The 15,607-nt window shown below is 70.4% G+C and carries 10 protein-coding genes and 1 riboswitch; of the genes, 3 read left to right on the top strand and 7 right to left on the bottom strand.

Going from position 1 to position 15,607, the window contains the following annotated elements; all coding sequences use genetic code 11:
* Positions 1-8 precede the first annotated feature (8 nt).
* Both OG741_RS05595 and OG741_RS05590 read right to left on the bottom strand, forming a co-directional pair.
* Positions 9-2,366 (bottom strand): FHA domain-containing protein, encoded by a 2,358-nt coding sequence (locus OG741_RS05595; RefSeq protein ID WP_405595707.1) that lies wholly within the window; start codon positions 2,364-2,366, stop codon positions 9-11.
* Positions 2,367-2,434: 68 nt separating this feature from the next.
* Positions 2,435-3,265, bottom strand: a complete 831-nt coding sequence (locus tag OG741_RS05590; RefSeq protein WP_405595706.1) for a hypothetical protein — start codon at positions 3,263-3,265, stop codon at positions 2,435-2,437.
* A 218-nt stretch (positions 3,266-3,483) separates the two neighbouring features.
* Between OG741_RS05590 and OG741_RS05585 the strand changes: the two genes are divergently transcribed.
* A complete protein-coding gene (locus OG741_RS05585) occupies positions 3,484-4,428 on the top strand; it encodes a lytic polysaccharide monooxygenase (protein ID WP_405595705.1) in 945 nt (314 codons plus the stop codon).
* A gap of 34 nt (positions 4,429-4,462) precedes the next feature.
* On the opposite strand, the gene OG741_RS05580 is transcribed toward OG741_RS05585, so the two are convergent.
* From OG741_RS05580 to OG741_RS05570, 3 genes are read right to left on the bottom strand one after another with little or no spacing between them, the layout of a single operon-like run.
* Positions 4,463-7,507: an alpha-mannosidase gene (locus OG741_RS05580; RefSeq protein WP_405595704.1), complete on the bottom strand. Its 3,045-nt coding sequence runs from the start codon at positions 7,505-7,507 to the stop codon at positions 4,463-4,465.
* A 10-nt stretch (positions 7,508-7,517) separates the two neighbouring features.
* Positions 7,518-8,858 carry a 6-phospho-beta-glucosidase gene (locus OG741_RS05575; protein ID WP_405595703.1) on the bottom strand — a complete coding sequence of 447 codons (1,341 nt, stop codon included), beginning with the start codon at positions 8,856-8,858 and terminating at the stop codon, positions 7,518-7,520.
* 34 nt (positions 8,859-8,892) lie between these two features.
* Positions 8,893-9,480, bottom strand: a complete 588-nt coding sequence (locus OG741_RS05570) for a putative glycolipid-binding domain-containing protein (RefSeq protein ID WP_405595702.1) — start codon at positions 9,478-9,480, stop codon at positions 8,893-8,895.
* A 147-nt stretch (positions 9,481-9,627) separates the two neighbouring features.
* On the opposite strand from OG741_RS05570, the gene OG741_RS05565 reads away from it, so the two are divergent.
* The gene (locus tag OG741_RS05565) at positions 9,628-10,839 is read left to right on the top strand and encodes a DUF2993 domain-containing protein (RefSeq protein WP_405595701.1); all 1,212 of its coding nucleotides are present in this window, start codon (positions 9,628-9,630) and stop codon (positions 10,837-10,839) included.
* A gap of 73 nt (positions 10,840-10,912) precedes the next feature.
* Here OG741_RS05565 and OG741_RS05560 read toward each other — a convergent pair whose 3' ends face one another.
* Positions 10,913-11,665, bottom strand: coding sequence for an ArsR/SmtB family transcription factor (locus tag OG741_RS05560; protein ID WP_405595700.1), 753 nt, complete (start codon positions 11,663-11,665; stop codon positions 10,913-10,915).
* Between the two features lie 46 nt (positions 11,666-11,711).
* Positions 11,712-11,945: riboswitch (cobalamin riboswitch) on the top strand.
* A 123-nt stretch (positions 11,946-12,068) separates the two neighbouring features.
* On the opposite strand from OG741_RS05560, the gene metE reads away from it, so the two are divergent.
* Positions 12,069-14,390: a 5-methyltetrahydropteroyltriglutamate--homocysteine S-methyltransferase gene (metE, locus tag OG741_RS05555; RefSeq protein ID WP_405595699.1), complete on the top strand. Its 2,322-nt coding sequence runs from the start codon at positions 12,069-12,071 to the stop codon at positions 14,388-14,390.
* Between the two features lie 224 nt (positions 14,391-14,614).
* On the opposite strand, the gene meaB is transcribed toward metE, so the two are convergent.
* On the bottom strand, positions 14,615-15,604 hold the full coding sequence (gene meaB / locus OG741_RS05550; protein WP_405595698.1) for a methylmalonyl Co-A mutase-associated GTPase MeaB: 990 nt from the start codon (positions 15,602-15,604) through the stop codon (positions 14,615-14,617).
* Between the last annotated feature and the right edge of the window lie 3 nt (positions 15,605-15,607).

Below are 15,607 nucleotides of genomic sequence, written 5' to 3'. Positions count from 1 at the left end.
TCCCGCCCCTACTTCCGCATGATGGCGGGTTCATGGCGGCGCAGCAGCTTCGCGACCGCGTAGCCGAAGACGACGGAGAGGACCACCATCATGCCCATGTTGAGCAGCCACACCGCGGTGTCGTGCTCGAAGAGCGGATCGGCCGTCAGCTTGCCCGGGACGATCCGGTGCAGCCCGATCGTTCCCGCCATCGCCCCCAGCGCCCACCGGGAAGGCACCAGCCACGCCAGCTGCTCGACCCCGGGGACCCCGTCCAGCTTCAACAGCGCGCCGCAGAACACGACCTGGACGATGGCGAGGAGCACCAGCAGAGGCATCGTGACCTCTTCCTTGCGCACCAGCGCGGAGACCAGCAGGCCGAGCATCATCGCGGTGAAGGACAGCAGTGCCACGGCAAGGGTGATCTCCACCAGCGGCGGCATCAGCACTCCTTCGCCGCCCGGCGCGGAGAGGTCGACGCCGACGAGCCCGACCAGGGTCAGGACGATGGCCTGCAGCACGGTGATCGTGCCGAGCACCACGACCTTGGACATCAGATACGCGGATCTGGACAGCCCGACGGCGCGTTCACGCTGGTAGATGACCCGTTCCTTGACCAGCTCCCGCACGGCGTTGGCCGCTCCCGTCAGCACGCCGCCCACACACAGGATGAGCAGCGCGTTCATCGCCGTCTCCTGGGTCAGCGTGCTGCCGGCCAGGGCGCGGGTCATCGCACCCATCACGAAGGGCAGCGCGACCATGATGACCAGGAAGGTCCGGTCGGCGCCGAGTGCGGCGGCGTACCGGCGCACCAGGGTCCACAACTGTGTCCCCCAGCTCTGTGCCTTCGGCGGCGGCGCGACCTGGGCGGCCGCCTGGTCCTGCGGCAGCACCGGCTGCGTCGTGGAGTTCGCGATGTACTGCCGGTGGAAGGGCGACTCGCGGTAGGTACCCGCCCAGTCCCGGTCCTGGTCGTTCTCGAAGGCCTCGAACGCCTCCGGCCACTCCTCGAAGCCGAAGAAGGCCAGCGCGTCGTCCGGCGGCCCGTAGTAGGCGATCCGGCCACCGGGCGCCAGCACCAGCAGCCGGTCGCAGACATCCAGGCTGAGGACGCTGTGCGTGACGACGATGACGGTGCGACCGTCGTCGGCGAGGCCGCGGAGCATCCGCATGACCGAGCGGTCCATGCCGGGGTCGAGTCCGGAGGTCGGCTCGTCGAGGAAGAGGAGCGAGGGCTTGGTCAGCAGCTCGAGGGCCACACTGACCCGCTTGCGCTGGCCGCCGGACAGGCTGTGGATCGGCTGGCCGACCCGCTGCTCCAGGCCCAGCTCACGCACCACCTCGGCCACTCTGGCCTGCCGTTCGGCCTTCGCGGTGTCCTGCGGAAAGCGCAGTTCGGCCGCGTAGCCCAGGGCACGGCGCACACCGAGCTGCGAGTGCAGGATGTCGTCCTGCGGTACGAGTCCGATGCGCTGGCGCAACTCCGCGTAGTCGCGGTACAGGTCGCGTCCGTCGTACAGAACGGTGCCCTGGTCGGCGGGCCGCAGGCCGGTGAGCGCGTTGAGAAGCGTTGACTTGCCGGCGCCGCTGGGGCCCACCACGGCGAGCAGGCACTTCTCGCCCACCGGAAACGACACATGGTCGAGCAGTGTCTTGCGGCCCCGGTCCACCGACACCGCCAGGTCCTGGACGTCGAGCGAGACCTCGCCGGTGTCGACGTACTCCTGCAGCTCGTCGCCGACGAGACAGAAGGCGGAGTGGCCGATGCCGACGATGTCACCGGGCAGAACCGGCGCGCGGTCGACCGGCTGGCCGTTGAGGTAGGTGCCGTTGTGCGAGCCGAGGTCGACGATCTCGTACGTGCCGTCAGGATGCGCCTGCAGCTCCGCGTGCCTGCGCGAGACGACCAGATCGTCGATGACCAGCTCGTTGTCGGTGCCGCGTCCGATGCGTACCGTGCGCACCGGCAGCGGCCGTACCGTGGTCGGCTGCCGGAACGTGCCCGTCGCGGACGGCATGGAGACCTGGGACGGGCGGTCCGGCCCCCGCAGTACGGCGGCCGGGGGATCCCGGCCGATCAGAACAGCACGCGGTCCGTTCACGGGATTGCCGAACCTGATGACGCTGCCCGGGCCGACGTCCCATTCGTGGATCCGACGGCCGTCGGCGAACGTGCCGTTGGTGCTGTCCTCGTCCTCGATCGTCCAGTGCCCGGCTTCGGGCCGCAGCACCGCGTGGTGCCAGGACACCCGGGCATCGTCGATGACGATGTCGCTCAAGGGGTCGCGCCCGACGTGATAGTCCCGGCTCGGACTCATCACCGTGGAGCCCGCGTCGGTTTCGAGGACGAGTTCGGGCGCAGTCGGCGCGACAGGCCGCTCTCCCATGTTCGAATTCTAGCGATTGGTCCCCGTCTGCGCCCGCCCGCGATCCGTCGCCCGCGATCTGCGCCCGGTCAGGCAGCGCGGGGGCGGGACTGGTACAGCCGCGTGTAGTAGCGGCCTTCGGCCTCAAGGCCCGCCGGGTCGTGACCCAGCAGACGGGCCTGCTCGACGGCATTGCGCTGTTCCGCCGAACCGGTGAACAGCCGCTGCGGATAGGTCTTCGCCGGGTCCGTCTCGGTGGCAAGACCGAAGTCGGCCAGAGTGGAGATCACCGGCTCGTAGTCGACGGTCCGCAGGACGAACGCGGTGACCCAGAGGGGTATCTCGGCACACTCCAGCAGTGCTTCGAAGGTGCGGCGGGTGATGTAGCCGATGCCTCCGGTGACCGTTATCAGCCCGGTGCCCGCGACGGCGCGCCTCAGCCGCTCACCGGGCGCGTGCTGCTCCAGGTTCTCGGCGTACCCCTCGTCGAGCAGGCCGACGGCCAGGGCATAGCGCACGGCCTGGTCCGCGGCGTCGAGACCGATCGCGGGAGTCGCGTCCTCGCGGCGCCGCGAGGCGTAGAACTCCTTGTCCAGGTCGATGAGTTCGGCGGTGGTGAGGGACTGCGTCTCCGGGCCCGTGTAGTGCGCGTACAGCTCGGCGAGCGTGAGGTCGTGGTTGAGGAGCGCGGCGTTGATGCCGTACGAGCAGCACAGATCGAGGACCGTGACGGGGCCGCCGGTGTTCCCGGCCGCGGCCCGTTCGGCCCGGGCCCTGCGGAACGGGTCCTGGGCCTGATGCGGAATCTCGTACTGCAGCGGGGCGAGCCGGCGGAAGTAGGCGCGCGGATCGGGCCGGTTGTAGATGTCGTCGAAGCGGCTCTTGCCGGGTGTCGTGGTGCTCGTCCGTCCTCGGTTCATGCGGCATACCTCCGCGGTTGGGGGAACAGCCCTGCGCCCAGGAACGTCTATCCGACGTCCGGTGTGGGCCGGTAGGGCGCGGGGGCGGAACCGGCCACCTGCGCGGTTCTACGGATCTTCGGCCGTTCCGCTCGGGTTGTGGCCCGTAATGAACGCTACGCCGGGCGATGTCGTACTAGACGGCAGGCCACCCCGCCCACCCAGGAGGTCTGCCGCGGATGATAGACCATCGTCGCACCGTCGCCGCCGTCGCGCTCGTCGGTGCCGTGCCCCTTGCACTCACCGTCACCGTCGCCGCTGCCGGCGCCGCCCAGGCGCACGGCGCGCCGACCGATCCCGTCAGCCGGGTCGCCGCATGCAGCTCCGAGGGCGTGCAGCGGGCGTCGGCGGCCTGCCGGGCCGCCATCGCCGTCAACGGCGGATCGGGGTTCGAGGACTGGGACAACCTGCGCCTCGCCGGCGTCCGCGGCAGAGACCGGCAGGTCATCCCGGACGGACAGCTGTGCAGCGCGGGTCTCGACGCGTACAAGGGCCTGGACCTCCCCCGTACGGACTGGCCGGCGACGCCCCTGAGGGCCGGAACGGCCTTCACGCTCACCTATCGGTCGACGATCCCGCACGAGGGAACCTTCAGCCTGTATCTCACCAGGCAGAGCTACGATCCCGCCGAACCGCTGACGTGGGACGACCTACAGTCCGTGCCGTTTGCGAAGGCCAGAAACCCGGAGCTGAGGGGCGGTGCCTACCGGATTTCCGGCAGGCTGCCCGAGGGGCTCACCGGCCGTCACGTTCTGTACACGATCTGGCGGAACTCCAGCACTCCGGACACGTACTACTCGTGCTCCGACGTGGTGATGGCCGACCACGAGGAGTCGAACGACAGCCGGCAGGGCGACACCGGGCCGAGCGTGGCCCCACCCGCCGACACCGCGCCGGCCGAGGTGCCGCCGAGCCAGGCCCCCACCAGTCAGGCGTCCCCCACCGACGTCCCTGTGGGCGGGCAGCAGGCCGCCCAGCCGCCCGCCGAGCCCATCGGCCGTTCCGCCGCGGCCACGGCGCAGCGGGCGAACGACTCGGCTGTGCTGATCGGCGGGGCGGCATCCGTGCTGGCGCTGCTCGCGGTGGTCCTGTCGGTGGTCCTCAGGCGCCGGGCCACGCGCTAGGCCAACTGATCCGGCCTGATCGACCGGACAGGACCTAGCGATTCAGCCGCAGCGTCAGGATCTGGAACGGCCGCAGCGTCAGCGCCACTGAGCCGTCGTCCCCCACGGACACCGGCTCGTCGGGCAGCGGCCGCTCCAGCAGGTCCGTGATCCGCGCTCCTGCCAGCGGGAAGCCCGTGCGCAGCGTGGCGTGCGCCCGGCCGCCGTGGGACTCGTAGAGACGGACGACCACATCGCCCGAGCGGTCGTCCGCGAGCTTCACCGCCTCGATGGTCACGGCCGGGTTGTCGCTGCTCACCAGCGGCTCGATGCTCCGGTCCGCGTCCGCGACGCGCAGCGGCAGATTGAGGGCGTACCCCTCCGCGATCGCGTCCTCGACCGTGGCGCCCGGCAGCAGTGCGTAGGTGAAGCGGTGCATGCCCTGGTCGGCCCCGGGGTCCGGGACGCGGGGTGCCCGGACCAGGCTGAGGCGGACCGTGGTGGTCGTCCCGCCGTCGTCGCGGGTGGTGCGGGTGACATCGTGTCCGTACGTCGCGTCATTGATGACCGCGACGCCGTAGCCCGGCTCGCCGACATGCACCCACCGGTGCCCGGAGACCTCGAAACGGGCCGCTTCCCAGCTGGTGTTGGTATGGGTCGGGCGGTGGACATGGCCGAACTGGATCTCCGCCGTGGACCGTTCGGCGCGGACGTCGACCGGGAAGGCGGCTTTGAGGATCTTCTCGGCCTCGTGCCAGTCGATCTCGGTCTCGACGTCGATACGGCGGCTGCCGGCCCGGACCGTGACGGTCTGGACGATGCGCGAGCCCCTGCCGAAGGCGCGCTCGATTCGTACCGCGCCGCGGAGCGGGCCGCTCTCGACCACGGCGACCGACTCGGGGTCGAGCAGATCGGTGTAGCGGTTCTTGTAGTGCTTGTCGATGTCCCAGGCGTCCCAGTAGTTGGGCAGGTCACTGTGCAGCCGCAGCAGATTGCCGGGGCCGGCGAGGACTTCGCGGCCGGCGACGAGATCGCGTACGGATGCCAGGGTGCCGTCCTCGGCGAACTCCACGCGGACCAGGCCGTTGTCGAGGACGCGGTCCGCCGCCGAGACGGGCTGCGGGGCCGTCCCGGTGCCCAGCGGGGCGCTTCCGCCGGCGGGGACCTCGGTGTAGACGGCGTCGCCGTCCGGGCCCGTGATCACCTCGGCGCGGGCGCGCGGACTGGTGTTGAACACATGGGGGGTGCCCTCGCCGAGCGCGGTCAGTGCCTCGGACGTCAGCGCCTCCAACTCCCGCGCCACCCGCGCGTACTCCGCCTCCGCCTCCTGGTGCACCCAAGCGATCGACGAACCCGGCAGGATGTCGTGGAACTGGTGCAGCAGCACCGTCTTCCACAGCCGGTCAAGATGCTCGTAGGGATAGGCGTAGCCCGGGGCGTGCAGAGCGGCGGCCGTGGCCCACAACTCGGCCTCCCGCAGCCGGTGTTCGCTGCGCCGGTTGCCTTGCTTGGTGCGGGCCTGCGAGGTGTACGTGGCGCGGTGCAGCTCCAGATAGAGCTCGCCGGACCAGACCTGGTCGGCCGGGATCTCCTCCCGGGCCGCGGCGAAGAAGGCGTCCGGGTGCTCGACCCGGACCTTGGCGGAGCCTTCGAGGTCGGCGAGCCGACGGGCGCGCTCCATCATCTCGCGGGTGGGCCCGCCACCGCCGTCACCGTGCCCGAACGGCGCGAGCGAGCGCGTACCGCGGCCCTTGTCCTGGTAGTTGCGGACCGCGTGCGCCATCTGACGGCCGGAGAACTCCGCGTTGTACGTGTCCACCGGCGGGAAGTGCGTGAAGATCCGCGAGCCGTCGATGCCCTCCCACCAGAAGGAGTGGTGGGGCAGCTTGTTGGTCTGGTTCCAGGACAGTTTCTGGGTGAGGAACCACTCGTTGCCCGCCAGCTTCGCCAGTTGCGGATAGGCCGCGTTGTAGCCGAAGGAGTCCGGCAGCCAGACGCCCTTCGTCTCGATGCCGAAGTGCTCGATGAAGAAGCGCTTGCCGTGGACGAACTGGCGGGCGACGGCCTCGCCGCCGGGCAGATTGCCGTCGGACTCCACCCACATACCGCCGACCGGTGCCCACTGACCGTCCGCGACGGCCTTCTTGATGCGCTCCCACACCTTGGGGCAGTGGTCGCGGACCCATGCGTACTGCTGGGCCTGCGAGCAGGCGAAGACGAACTCCTCGTACTCCTCCGCCAGCGCCGTGACGTTCGAGAAAGTGCGGGAGGTCTTGCGCTTGGTCTCCCGCATCGGCCAGAGCCAGGCAGTGTCGATATGGGCGTGGCCGACCGCCGAAATGGTGTGCGCGCTCGCGTGCGCGGGCCGGGTGAGCACCGGCCGCAGCAGTTCCCGTACATCCGCTGCCGTGCCGGAGATGTCGTCCAGGTCCAGGGCGTCGAGCGCGTGGTCCAGCGCGTGCGTGATCTCGTGCCGTCGCGGCTCGTGTTCGCCGAGCTCCAGCATCAGTTCGCGCAGTACCTGGATATCGAGCCCGAGGTGCCACACCTCCTCGTCCAGTACGGCGAGATCGGCGCGGGCGAAGGTGTACAACGGCTCGCGGCCCGCTGTCGCCTTGTCGCCGAGGGGGGTCGGGACGAAGCCGTCGGCGAGGATGTCGGGGTTGGACGCGGCCTCGATGAGGTAGTCGACCCGCTCCCCGCCCGCCGCCGGACGGGCGACCGGTACGTACTGATTCTGCGGGTTGACTGCCTTGAGCGGGCTGCCGTCCAGGGTGTGGACCAGGGCCTCGGCCTGAGTACCGGGCGAGCCGCCGACGAAGCCGAGGTCGAAGACGGTCTCGACGCGGCGCCCCGCCCAGGCGGCGGGGACCTCGCCGCGGACCCGGAACCAGGTCGTGCCCCACGGCGGCCCCCACCGGGTGCCCATGGCGAAGGGCTCGTACGACTGGGACGCCGCCTCGGCGAACGGCACCGGCTCGTCCGGCGCTTCCCAGGCCGCGAGGGAGAGGGGGAGGGCCGCGGCGTAGACGGCGGGCTGGATGCGCTGCTCCAGGATGCGTGCGACGCGCTCCTCGATGCGGCGGCGTTCGTCATGCATGTGCGGGCTCCTACCTCAGATACGCGAGCGCGGGGTGGACGCGGGTGTAGCCGTCGACGAGTCGGCGGGCGACGGTCACGGAATCGACGAGCGGGTGCAGGGCGAAGGCCTTCACCGCAGTCGCACGCGAGCCGCTGTAGGCCGCGGCGAGCACTTCGCGTTCGACGGCCTTGACGGCGCAGACCAGACCGGTGGCGTGGAGCGGCAGCGGGGAGACGGGGAGGGGATGCGCGCCGTTCGCGTCGACGGAGCACGGCACCTCGACCACCGCGGCCTCGTCCAGCACCGAAAGGGTGGCGCGGTTGCGGACGTTGAGGATGAGCGTGGTCCGCCGGTCGTGGGCGATGGCCCGCATCAGGGCGAGGGCGACCTTCTCGTAGCCGCCGGACTCCAGGTCGCTCGCGTCGCGCTCACCCGCACCCGCGGCCTCGCGGTTGTGCGCCATATAGGTGGCCTCGCGCTCGGCGCGGGTGCGGTCCCAGGTCGCGAGCGCCGGGGTGTCGGGCCGCTCCATCTCCGCGTAGAACGTGGCCTGTTGCTCCCGGAGGAAGGCGCCGCGGGTCTGCTCCGCCTCCTGATAGGCGCGTACCGCCTCGCGGTTGAAGTAGTAGTAGTGCAGATACTCGTTGGGGATCGCGCCCAGCGACTGGAGCCAGTCCGCGCCGAAGAGCCTGCCCTCCTCGAAGGAGCCGAGCAGTTCGGCGTCGGCGAGCAGCCGGGGGAGCTCGTCGCGGCCGTCGACGCGCAGGCCGCGCAGCCAGCCAAGATGGTTGAGGCCGGCGTAGTCGAGCGAAACCGTTGCGGGGTCCGCGCCCAGGGCATGGGCGACCCGGCGGCCGAGTCCCACGGGCGAGTCGCAGATGCCGATGACGCGGTCGCCGAGGTGGCGGGCCATGGCCTCGGTGACAAGACCGGCCGGGTTGGTGAAGTTGATGACCCAGGCGTCGGGGGCGAGCCGGGTGACCCGGCGTGCGATGTCGATGGCGACCGGGACGGTGCGCAATCCGTACGCGATGCCGCCCGCGCCGACCGTCTCCTGTCCCAGGACGTCCTCGGCCAGGGCGATCCGCTCGTCGGCCGCGCGGCCCTCCAGGCCGCCGACGCGGATGGCGGAGAAGACGAAGTCCGCGCCGCGCAGGGCCTCGTCGAGGTCGGTGGTGACGGTGATCCGCGGCGCGTCCGGCACTCCTTCGGCCTGGTCGGCGAGGACCCGTGCGATCGCGGTCAGCCGAGCCGGGTCCACGTCGTGCAGGACGACGTGGGTGATACGGCCCTCCGCGTGGTCGCCGAGCAGGGCGCCGTACACGAGCGGCAGGCGGAAGCCCCCGCCGCCGAGGATCGTGAGTCTCATACCTCCACCACCTTCACTCCGGCCTCCTCGACGGTCATTCCGGTCGCGCCGCCGCGCTGGCCGACATGCGGTGGGCCACCCCCGGATAGTCGATCACGAGCCCTTCCGCGTCGAACTCCACATCGCTGCGGAAGTCGCCCGACGCGAAGCGGACGAGCGCACCGGTGTCGGTACGCCCGAGGTGGGTGTACGTCTGCCGAGAGGCGTGCACCGTCAGATCGGGCACCGAGACCCAGGCCATCAGGAACGTCCGCTCGCCCGGCGCCAGATGGAGCCCGTGCCGCAGCACCGGCATGGTGTTGGTGAGCGGACACAGCCCCAGATCGCAGTCGAGCGCGCCGTCCATCTCGGGCAGCCGCTTTCCGTCGGCGGTCCACCGGCCGGCGCCGTCGTGGAGCAGGCGCAGCTCGTGCGAACCGTGGGCGGTCGCGGCGCGCACATGCAGCTCACGAGTCACGAAGTCCTCGTCGGTATCGAGCTCGTACGAGATCCAGTAGACCTCCGGCCGGGTTCCGACCGCGCGCCCCCGGGCCTGGAGCGTTGTGCCCCGGAGCTCGATCCACGAGGTCTCGTACCCCTGGCTCCCGGTGACTTCCCATGTGAGGACGTGCGAGGTGACCATGTCCTCAGCCTAATGAGCGCGCGAAGCCGCGGGCACGGTGACGCGCGCCACGGCGTCCGCGCAGCAGAGTGGCCGATATTTGGCTCAAACCCTACCCATGGGTAGCAGGATTTGCGTTCGAGGGTGGCCGACAGGTGGGATGAGGCGATGCGACCCCCCACACGCATATCAGCGCATCCACGAAATCCGTACGAAGAACTCGCTCAACTGGCAGATCCTGAGCCCGACTTCAGCGTCTACGACCCGAAGGACCCGCTGGAGCTCGGGCTCACCTCCGACCCGGACGACGACGACTGGACACCGCCCAACCACCGTGGCAAGAGCCGGTTCGCGGCGCTGCCCGCGATGGTGAAGCTTACCGCCGCGGCCGTCCTGTGCGCTGTGTGTCTGCTGCTCGCCGACCGGCTCGCGGAGTACTACGCGCAGAGCAGGGCGGCGGACCAGCTCCAGAAGTCCCTCGGGCTCGCCACCAGGCCCGACGTGGACATTCACGGTTTTCCGTTCCTCACCCAGCTGCTCGACGAACGGATCGACCGGGTCGATGTCGCCGTGCCCGATGTCTCGGCCGACCGTGTCTCGCTGGCCGAGGTGCGGGCCACCGCCAAGGACGTACGCATCGTCGGGGACGCCCCGACCTCGATCAAGGGCGCCGTCATCGGCGATCTGGACGGCGAGGTGCTGCTCTCCTTCGACGACCTGAACCGTGAACTGGGCGCCTCACAGCTGAAGTTCACCGGCAGCGGCGCGGACGCGGTCCGGGTGAACGGCGAACTCGCGGTCGCCGGACAGGATCTGCGCGTACAGGCACAGGCGCACATCCAGCGTGACAACGAGCGCTCCCTCACCACCACCCTGGACGGCATGCGGCTCGACATTCCCCGGGTCGCCACCTACCGGCCCGGCAAGGATCCGGATCACTCCGGCCTGCGGCTGCATCGCGAGGCCGCCGAGCGGATCAGCGCCGAAGGCGCCCGGCTGAAGGCGCTGCTCGCCGTGCCCGCGATCGTGGACCGGCTCGGAGTGCCCAGGGAGTATGTGCGCCGGGCCCTGCGGAGCGAGGAGGAGCTCCACCGGCTCACCAGTGCTCCGAAGTTCATCGAGCGGCTGATGAAGGTGAATCTCGTCGATGTCGTACTCGAGCATCCGCAGCTGCTGCGGAAGCTGGGCATCGATCCCGGTCTCGTCGAGGCACTGCTCGCCCTCAAGCCCCCGGAGCTGTCCGAGCGGCTGTCGCTCTCCTTCGAACTGCCCCGCTCTCTGAAGGAGTTGCGGCTCCAGCACATCACCGTGGAGCGCGACGGCATCAAGGCGCGCGTGGTGGGATCCGGCCTGCGCGTCGGGCAGTCCGGCGGCTCCTGAGGTGACCCGGCGCTTTTCCGGTACGGGTACCGCCGCGCACAGCCGTACCGGAAAAGCGGGTCGCCGGGCCTGATCAGGTGTACATCAGTGAGCCGGGCGTGGTCAGCAGCTCGCCCGTCTCCAGCCAGGTCTTGAGGCCGGAGAGGATCATCGGCCAACCGCCGTACAGCTCCTCGTTCGCACCCTCGCGCAGCTGGTCGTGCGTGACGGTGAGCCGGCAGGAGTCGCCGACGGGCTCGATGTCCCAGGTGACCCTCGACGTGCCTTCGGCTTTCACCTCGTCGCTCCAGAGCGCGACCATGCTCTGGACGAGCTTGCGCGGTGGATCGATTTCGAGGATCTCGCCCTCGCCGAGCAGGCCGTCGGCCTTGGGGGAGCTCATCTCGAAGCGCCCGCCGGGCTGCCAGTCCGAGGTGACCCGCATGCCGAAGTTGTACTTGCTCCGGATCTCGGGGTCGGTGATCGCCTCCCAGAGGCGCTCAGGGGTGGTGCGGATGTAAATCTCGAAGACCTTTTCCATGGGGCTCTCCAGTCGGCTCTTGAGGCCGCTGAGTGCGGCCGCCCAGGGTTCCGCGTACTTGCTCACCCACCGGTCGTGGACGAGCCGGATAGGGACGGGGTTCAGGAAGTGGAGCTTTTCCCGGCCACGGCGCCTGGTCACGATCAGGCCGGCTTCCTCGAGCTGCTTGAGGTGCTTCATCACGCCGAAGCGGCTGATGCCGAAGCGTGCCTCGAGCGCGCTGAGCGTCTGCCCGTCCTGACGGAAGAGCTCGTCGAGGAGACTGCGCCGCGTCGGGTCGGCCAGTGCCTTGAACACTTCGTCCATGCCATCCAAAATAGGTGACTGTTTGGTCACATGTCAATGACGCGCCTAGGGTGATCGTGCAGCTGGTTCGCCCTGTCCTCCAGGCAGGCGCGTCGCAAGAGGGAATCCGGTGGGAATCCGGAACTGCCCCGCAGCGGTGAGTGGGAACGACCGCCGTCATACGCACTGGATCCGGCAGCGGATCCGGGAAGCGACGGCCAGTAGGTGCCCGCGTACGCAAACCTCGTACGCGCGGGCGTGCCCATGAGTCCGAAGACCTGCCACTGCCCGTGCGCGAACGCGCGCGGAGATCTCGGTGACCTCGTGGGCGGGTCGGCGGCATGGGCAGACGGGTGTGTCTGCCCTCCTTCGCGTTCCACGAGCTGTCCGAGGTCATGGACGAGTACTCGCGAAGGAGAGTTCCGTGACCAGCACATCCACGGCCGCAGGATCCAGGGCCACCGTCCACGGCTACCCCCGTCAGGGCCCGAACCGGGAACTGAAGAAGGCCGTCGAGGGCTACTGGAAGGGCCGCGTCGACGCCGACGCCCTGCAGGAGACGGCCGCCCGGCTGCGCCGGGCCACCTGGCAGCAGCTCGCGGGCGCCGGTATCCACGAAGTCCCCACCGGAGACTTCTCGTACTACGACCACGTCCTGGACACCAGCGTCATGGTCGGCGCCATTCCCCCGCGTCACCGGGCGGCCGTCGAAGCCGACGCGCTCGACGGCTACTTCGCCATGGCGCGCGGAACACAGGACGTCGCCCCCCTGGAAATGACCAAGTGGTTCGACACCAACTACCACTACCTCGTCCCCGAACTCGGCCCCGACACCGCCTTCGCCGCCAACTGTGCCAAGCAGGCCACCGAGCTGAAGGAAGCGCTCGCGCTCGGACTCACCGCCCGCCCGGTGCTCCTCGGACCGATCACCTATCTGCTGCTCGCCAAGCCCGCGCCCGGAGTCGCTTCCGATTTCCAGCCGCTCACCCTGCTGGACCGGCTGCTGCCCGTGTACGCCGAGGTGCTCCGCGAGCTGCGGGCCGCGGGCGCCGCCTGGGTGCAACTCGACGAACCGGCCCTGGTCCAGGACCAGCCGCCCGCCGTGCTCGGCGCCGCGGGCCGTGCCTACCGCGAGCTCGGAGGGCTCAGGGACCGGCCGAAGCTGCTGGTCGCCTCCTACTTCGACCGGCTCGGCGAGGCGCTTCCCGTCCTGGCCAAGGCCCCCGTCGACGGACTGGCCCTCGACTTCACCGGCCCGGCCCACGCGAACCTCCGCGACCTCGCAGCCGTCGGCGGACTGCCCGGCAAGCGGCTCGTCGCCGGAGTCGTCGACGGCCGCAACGTATGGATCAACGACCTCGGGAAGTCGGCCGCCACCCTCGCCACCCTGCTCGGGCTGGCCGGCCGGGTGGACGTCGCGCCGTCCTGCTCCCTGCTGCATGTGCCGCTCGACGCCGCCGCGGAACGCGATGTCGACACACAGGTCGCCCGCTGGCTGGCCTTCGCCCGCCAGAAGACGGCCGAGGTCGTCACGCTGGCCCGCGGGCTGACCGAGGGCACCGACGCCATCGCCGCCCAACTCGCCGCCAACCGGGCCGACCTGCTCTCCCGCGCCACCTCCGCGCTCACCCGCGACCCCGCCGTTCGCGCGCGCAGCGCGGCCGTCACCGCGGCGGACACCCGGCGCAGTCTCCCGTACGCGCAGCGCGCCGCGGCCCAGCGCGCACGTCTGCGCCTTCCCCTGCTGCCCACGACCACGATCGGCTCGTTCCCGCAGACCGTCGAACTGCGCACCGCACGGGCCGACCTGCGGGCCGGGCGCATCGACACCCAGGGGTACGAGGAGCGCATCGAGGCCGAGATCCGCGAGGTCGTCTCCTTCCAGGAGAAGACCGGAATCGACGTGCTCGTGCACGGCGAGCCCGAACGCAACGACATGGTCCAGTACTTCGCCGAACAGCTCAGCGGCTATCTCGCGACGCAGCACGGCTGGGTCCAGTCGTACGGCACCCGCTGTGTCCGGCCGCCGATCCTGGCAGGCGACGTCTCGCGCCCCGATCCGATGACGGTCCGCTGGACCCGCTACGCCCAGTCGCTCACCGACCGCCCCGTCAAGGGCATGCTCACCGGACCGGTCACCATGCTCGCCTGGTCCTTCGTACGCGACGACCAGCCGCTCGCCCAGACCGCACGCCAGGTCGCCCTCGCCCTGCGTGACGAGGTGAACGACCTTGAGGCGGCGGGCAGTTCGGTGATCCAGGTGGACGAGCCTGCGCTGCGCGAGACGCTGCCGCTGCGCGGCGAGGGCCACGAGGCCTATCTGGCCTGGGCGACGGAGGCCTTCCGGCTGACCACCGGCGGCGTCCGTCCGGACACCCAGATCCATACGCACATGTGCTACGCCGAGTTCGGTGACATCCTCCGGGCGATCGACGACCTCGACGCCGATGTCATCAGCCTGGAGGCCGCCCGCTCCCACATGCAGGTGGCCGGCGAACTCGCCACGGCCGGATATCCGCGCGAGGTGGGGCCCGGTGTCTACGACATCCACTCACCGCGGGTGCCGAGTGCCGAGGAGGCAACCGCGCTGCTGCGGAAGGGACTTGAGGCGATCCCCGCCGAGCGGCTGTGGGTCAACCCCGACTGCGGTCTGAAGACGCGCGGCTGGCCCGAGGTCCGTACCTCACTGGAGCACCTGGTCGCCGCGGCGCGCGAGGTCCGGGCCGGGCTCACGATGTCCTCCTGAGTCGTACGGTTCCGGGGCCTGGCCGCATCGAGCCCGCCCCGGAACCGCTGGGCCGTGTCTGACAAATAGCGCCGTCCGCCCGCAGGGCGGGGTGCGCGGCGTCCGGTGCGTGCAATCGCAAGGCGGAGGATCATCCTCGTACTGGACGTACTTGGATGACTCCGACAACGCAGCGAGTGGGCGTGCCGGGCGTCGCGCGCCAGGCGAGATTTGTCAGACACGGCCTAGCTCGGTCGCTGAAACGCCTGAAGGATCCGTTCCGCCGCCAGCGTCGCCGTCAACTCCCCGTCCCGCACCTGCTGTTCGAGGCCGGGAGCGAGCGCGCGCACACCGGGATGGCTGCGCAGCCGGTCCCGCAGCTCGTCGTGGACCATCGTCCAGGCCCAGTCGATCTGCTGGTCGCGGCGTTTCGCGGCGAGCCTGCCCGTCGAGTCCAGCAGCGCCCGGTGCTGTTCGAGACGCTCCCAGAGAGTGTCGAGCCCAGTGCCCTCCCGCGCGCTGCAGGACAGCACCGGGGGAGTCCAGGCGGCGTCGGCGGGGTGCATCAGCCGCAGCGCACCGGCCAGTTCACGGGCGGCGGAGCGGGCGTCGCGCTCGTGCGGGCCGTCCGCCTTGTTGACGGCGATCACGTCGGCCAGCTCCAGGACGCCCTTCTTGATGCCCTGGAGCTGGTCACCGGTCCTGGCCAGGCTCAGCAGCAGGAAGGAGTCCACCATGTTGGCCACGGCGGTTTCCGACTGGCCGACCCCGACCGTCTCCACGAGCACCACGTCGTAGCCGGCGGCCTCCATCACGATGATGGTCTCGCGGGTCGCCTTGGCCACTCCGCCCAGCGTGCCCGAGGTGGGGGACGGCCGCACAAAGGCGGCCGGATCCACCGCGAGCCGCTCCATCCGGGTCTTGTCGCCCAGGATGGAGCCGCCCGTACGGGTCGACGACGGATCGACGGCGAGGACCGCGACCCGGTGGCCGAGGCCGGTGAGCATCGTGCCGAGCGCGTCGATGAACGTGGACTTGCCGACGCCGGGCACACCGCTGACGCCCACCCGCCGCGCCGTACCCGAGTACGGCAGCAACTCGGTCAGCAGCCGCTGGGCCAGCGCACGGTGATCGGCGCGCGTGGACTCGACGAGTGTGATGGCGCGGGCGATGTACGCCCGCGACCCCTCACGCACGCCTTTGACATAGCTGTCGATGTCGATGACCGGTGGCATGGG

The sequence above is a fragment of the Streptomyces sp. NBC_01410 genome (assembly GCF_045040195.1).
Taxonomy (GTDB): Bacteria; Actinomycetota; Actinomycetes; order Streptomycetales; family Streptomycetaceae; genus Streptomyces.
Note: the sequence above shows the minus strand (reverse complement) of the source record. Positions and strands in the feature narration are given on the sequence as shown.

Coding starts and splice junctions, on each gene's coding strand:
- OG741_RS05585 (WP_405595705.1), top strand. CDS start 3,484: ATGATAGACCATCGTCGCACCGTCGCCGCCGTCGCGCTCGTCGGTGCC.
- OG741_RS05590 (WP_405595706.1), bottom strand. CDS start 3,265: ATGAACCGAGGACGGACGAGCACCACGACACCCGGCAAGAGCCGCTTC.
- OG741_RS05575 (WP_405595703.1), bottom strand. CDS start 8,858: ATGAGACTCACGATCCTCGGCGGCGGGGGCTTCCGCCTGCCGCTCGTG.
- OG741_RS05580 (WP_405595704.1), bottom strand. CDS start 7,507: ATGCATGACGAACGCCGCCGCATCGAGGAGCGCGTCGCACGCATCCTG.
- OG741_RS05560 (WP_405595700.1), bottom strand. CDS start 11,665: ATGGACGAAGTGTTCAAGGCACTGGCCGACCCGACGCGGCGCAGTCTC.
- OG741_RS05570 (WP_405595702.1), bottom strand. CDS start 9,480: ATGGTCACCTCGCACGTCCTCACATGGGAAGTCACCGGGAGCCAGGGG.
- OG741_RS05595 (WP_405595707.1), bottom strand. CDS start 2,366: ATGGGAGAGCGGCCTGTCGCGCCGACTGCGCCCGAACTCGTCCTCGAA.
- meaB (WP_405595698.1), bottom strand. CDS start 15,604: ATGCCACCGGTCATCGACATCGACAGCTATGTCAAAGGCGTGCGTGAG.
- OG741_RS05565 (WP_405595701.1), top strand. CDS start 9,628: ATGCGACCCCCCACACGCATATCAGCGCATCCACGAAATCCGTACGAA.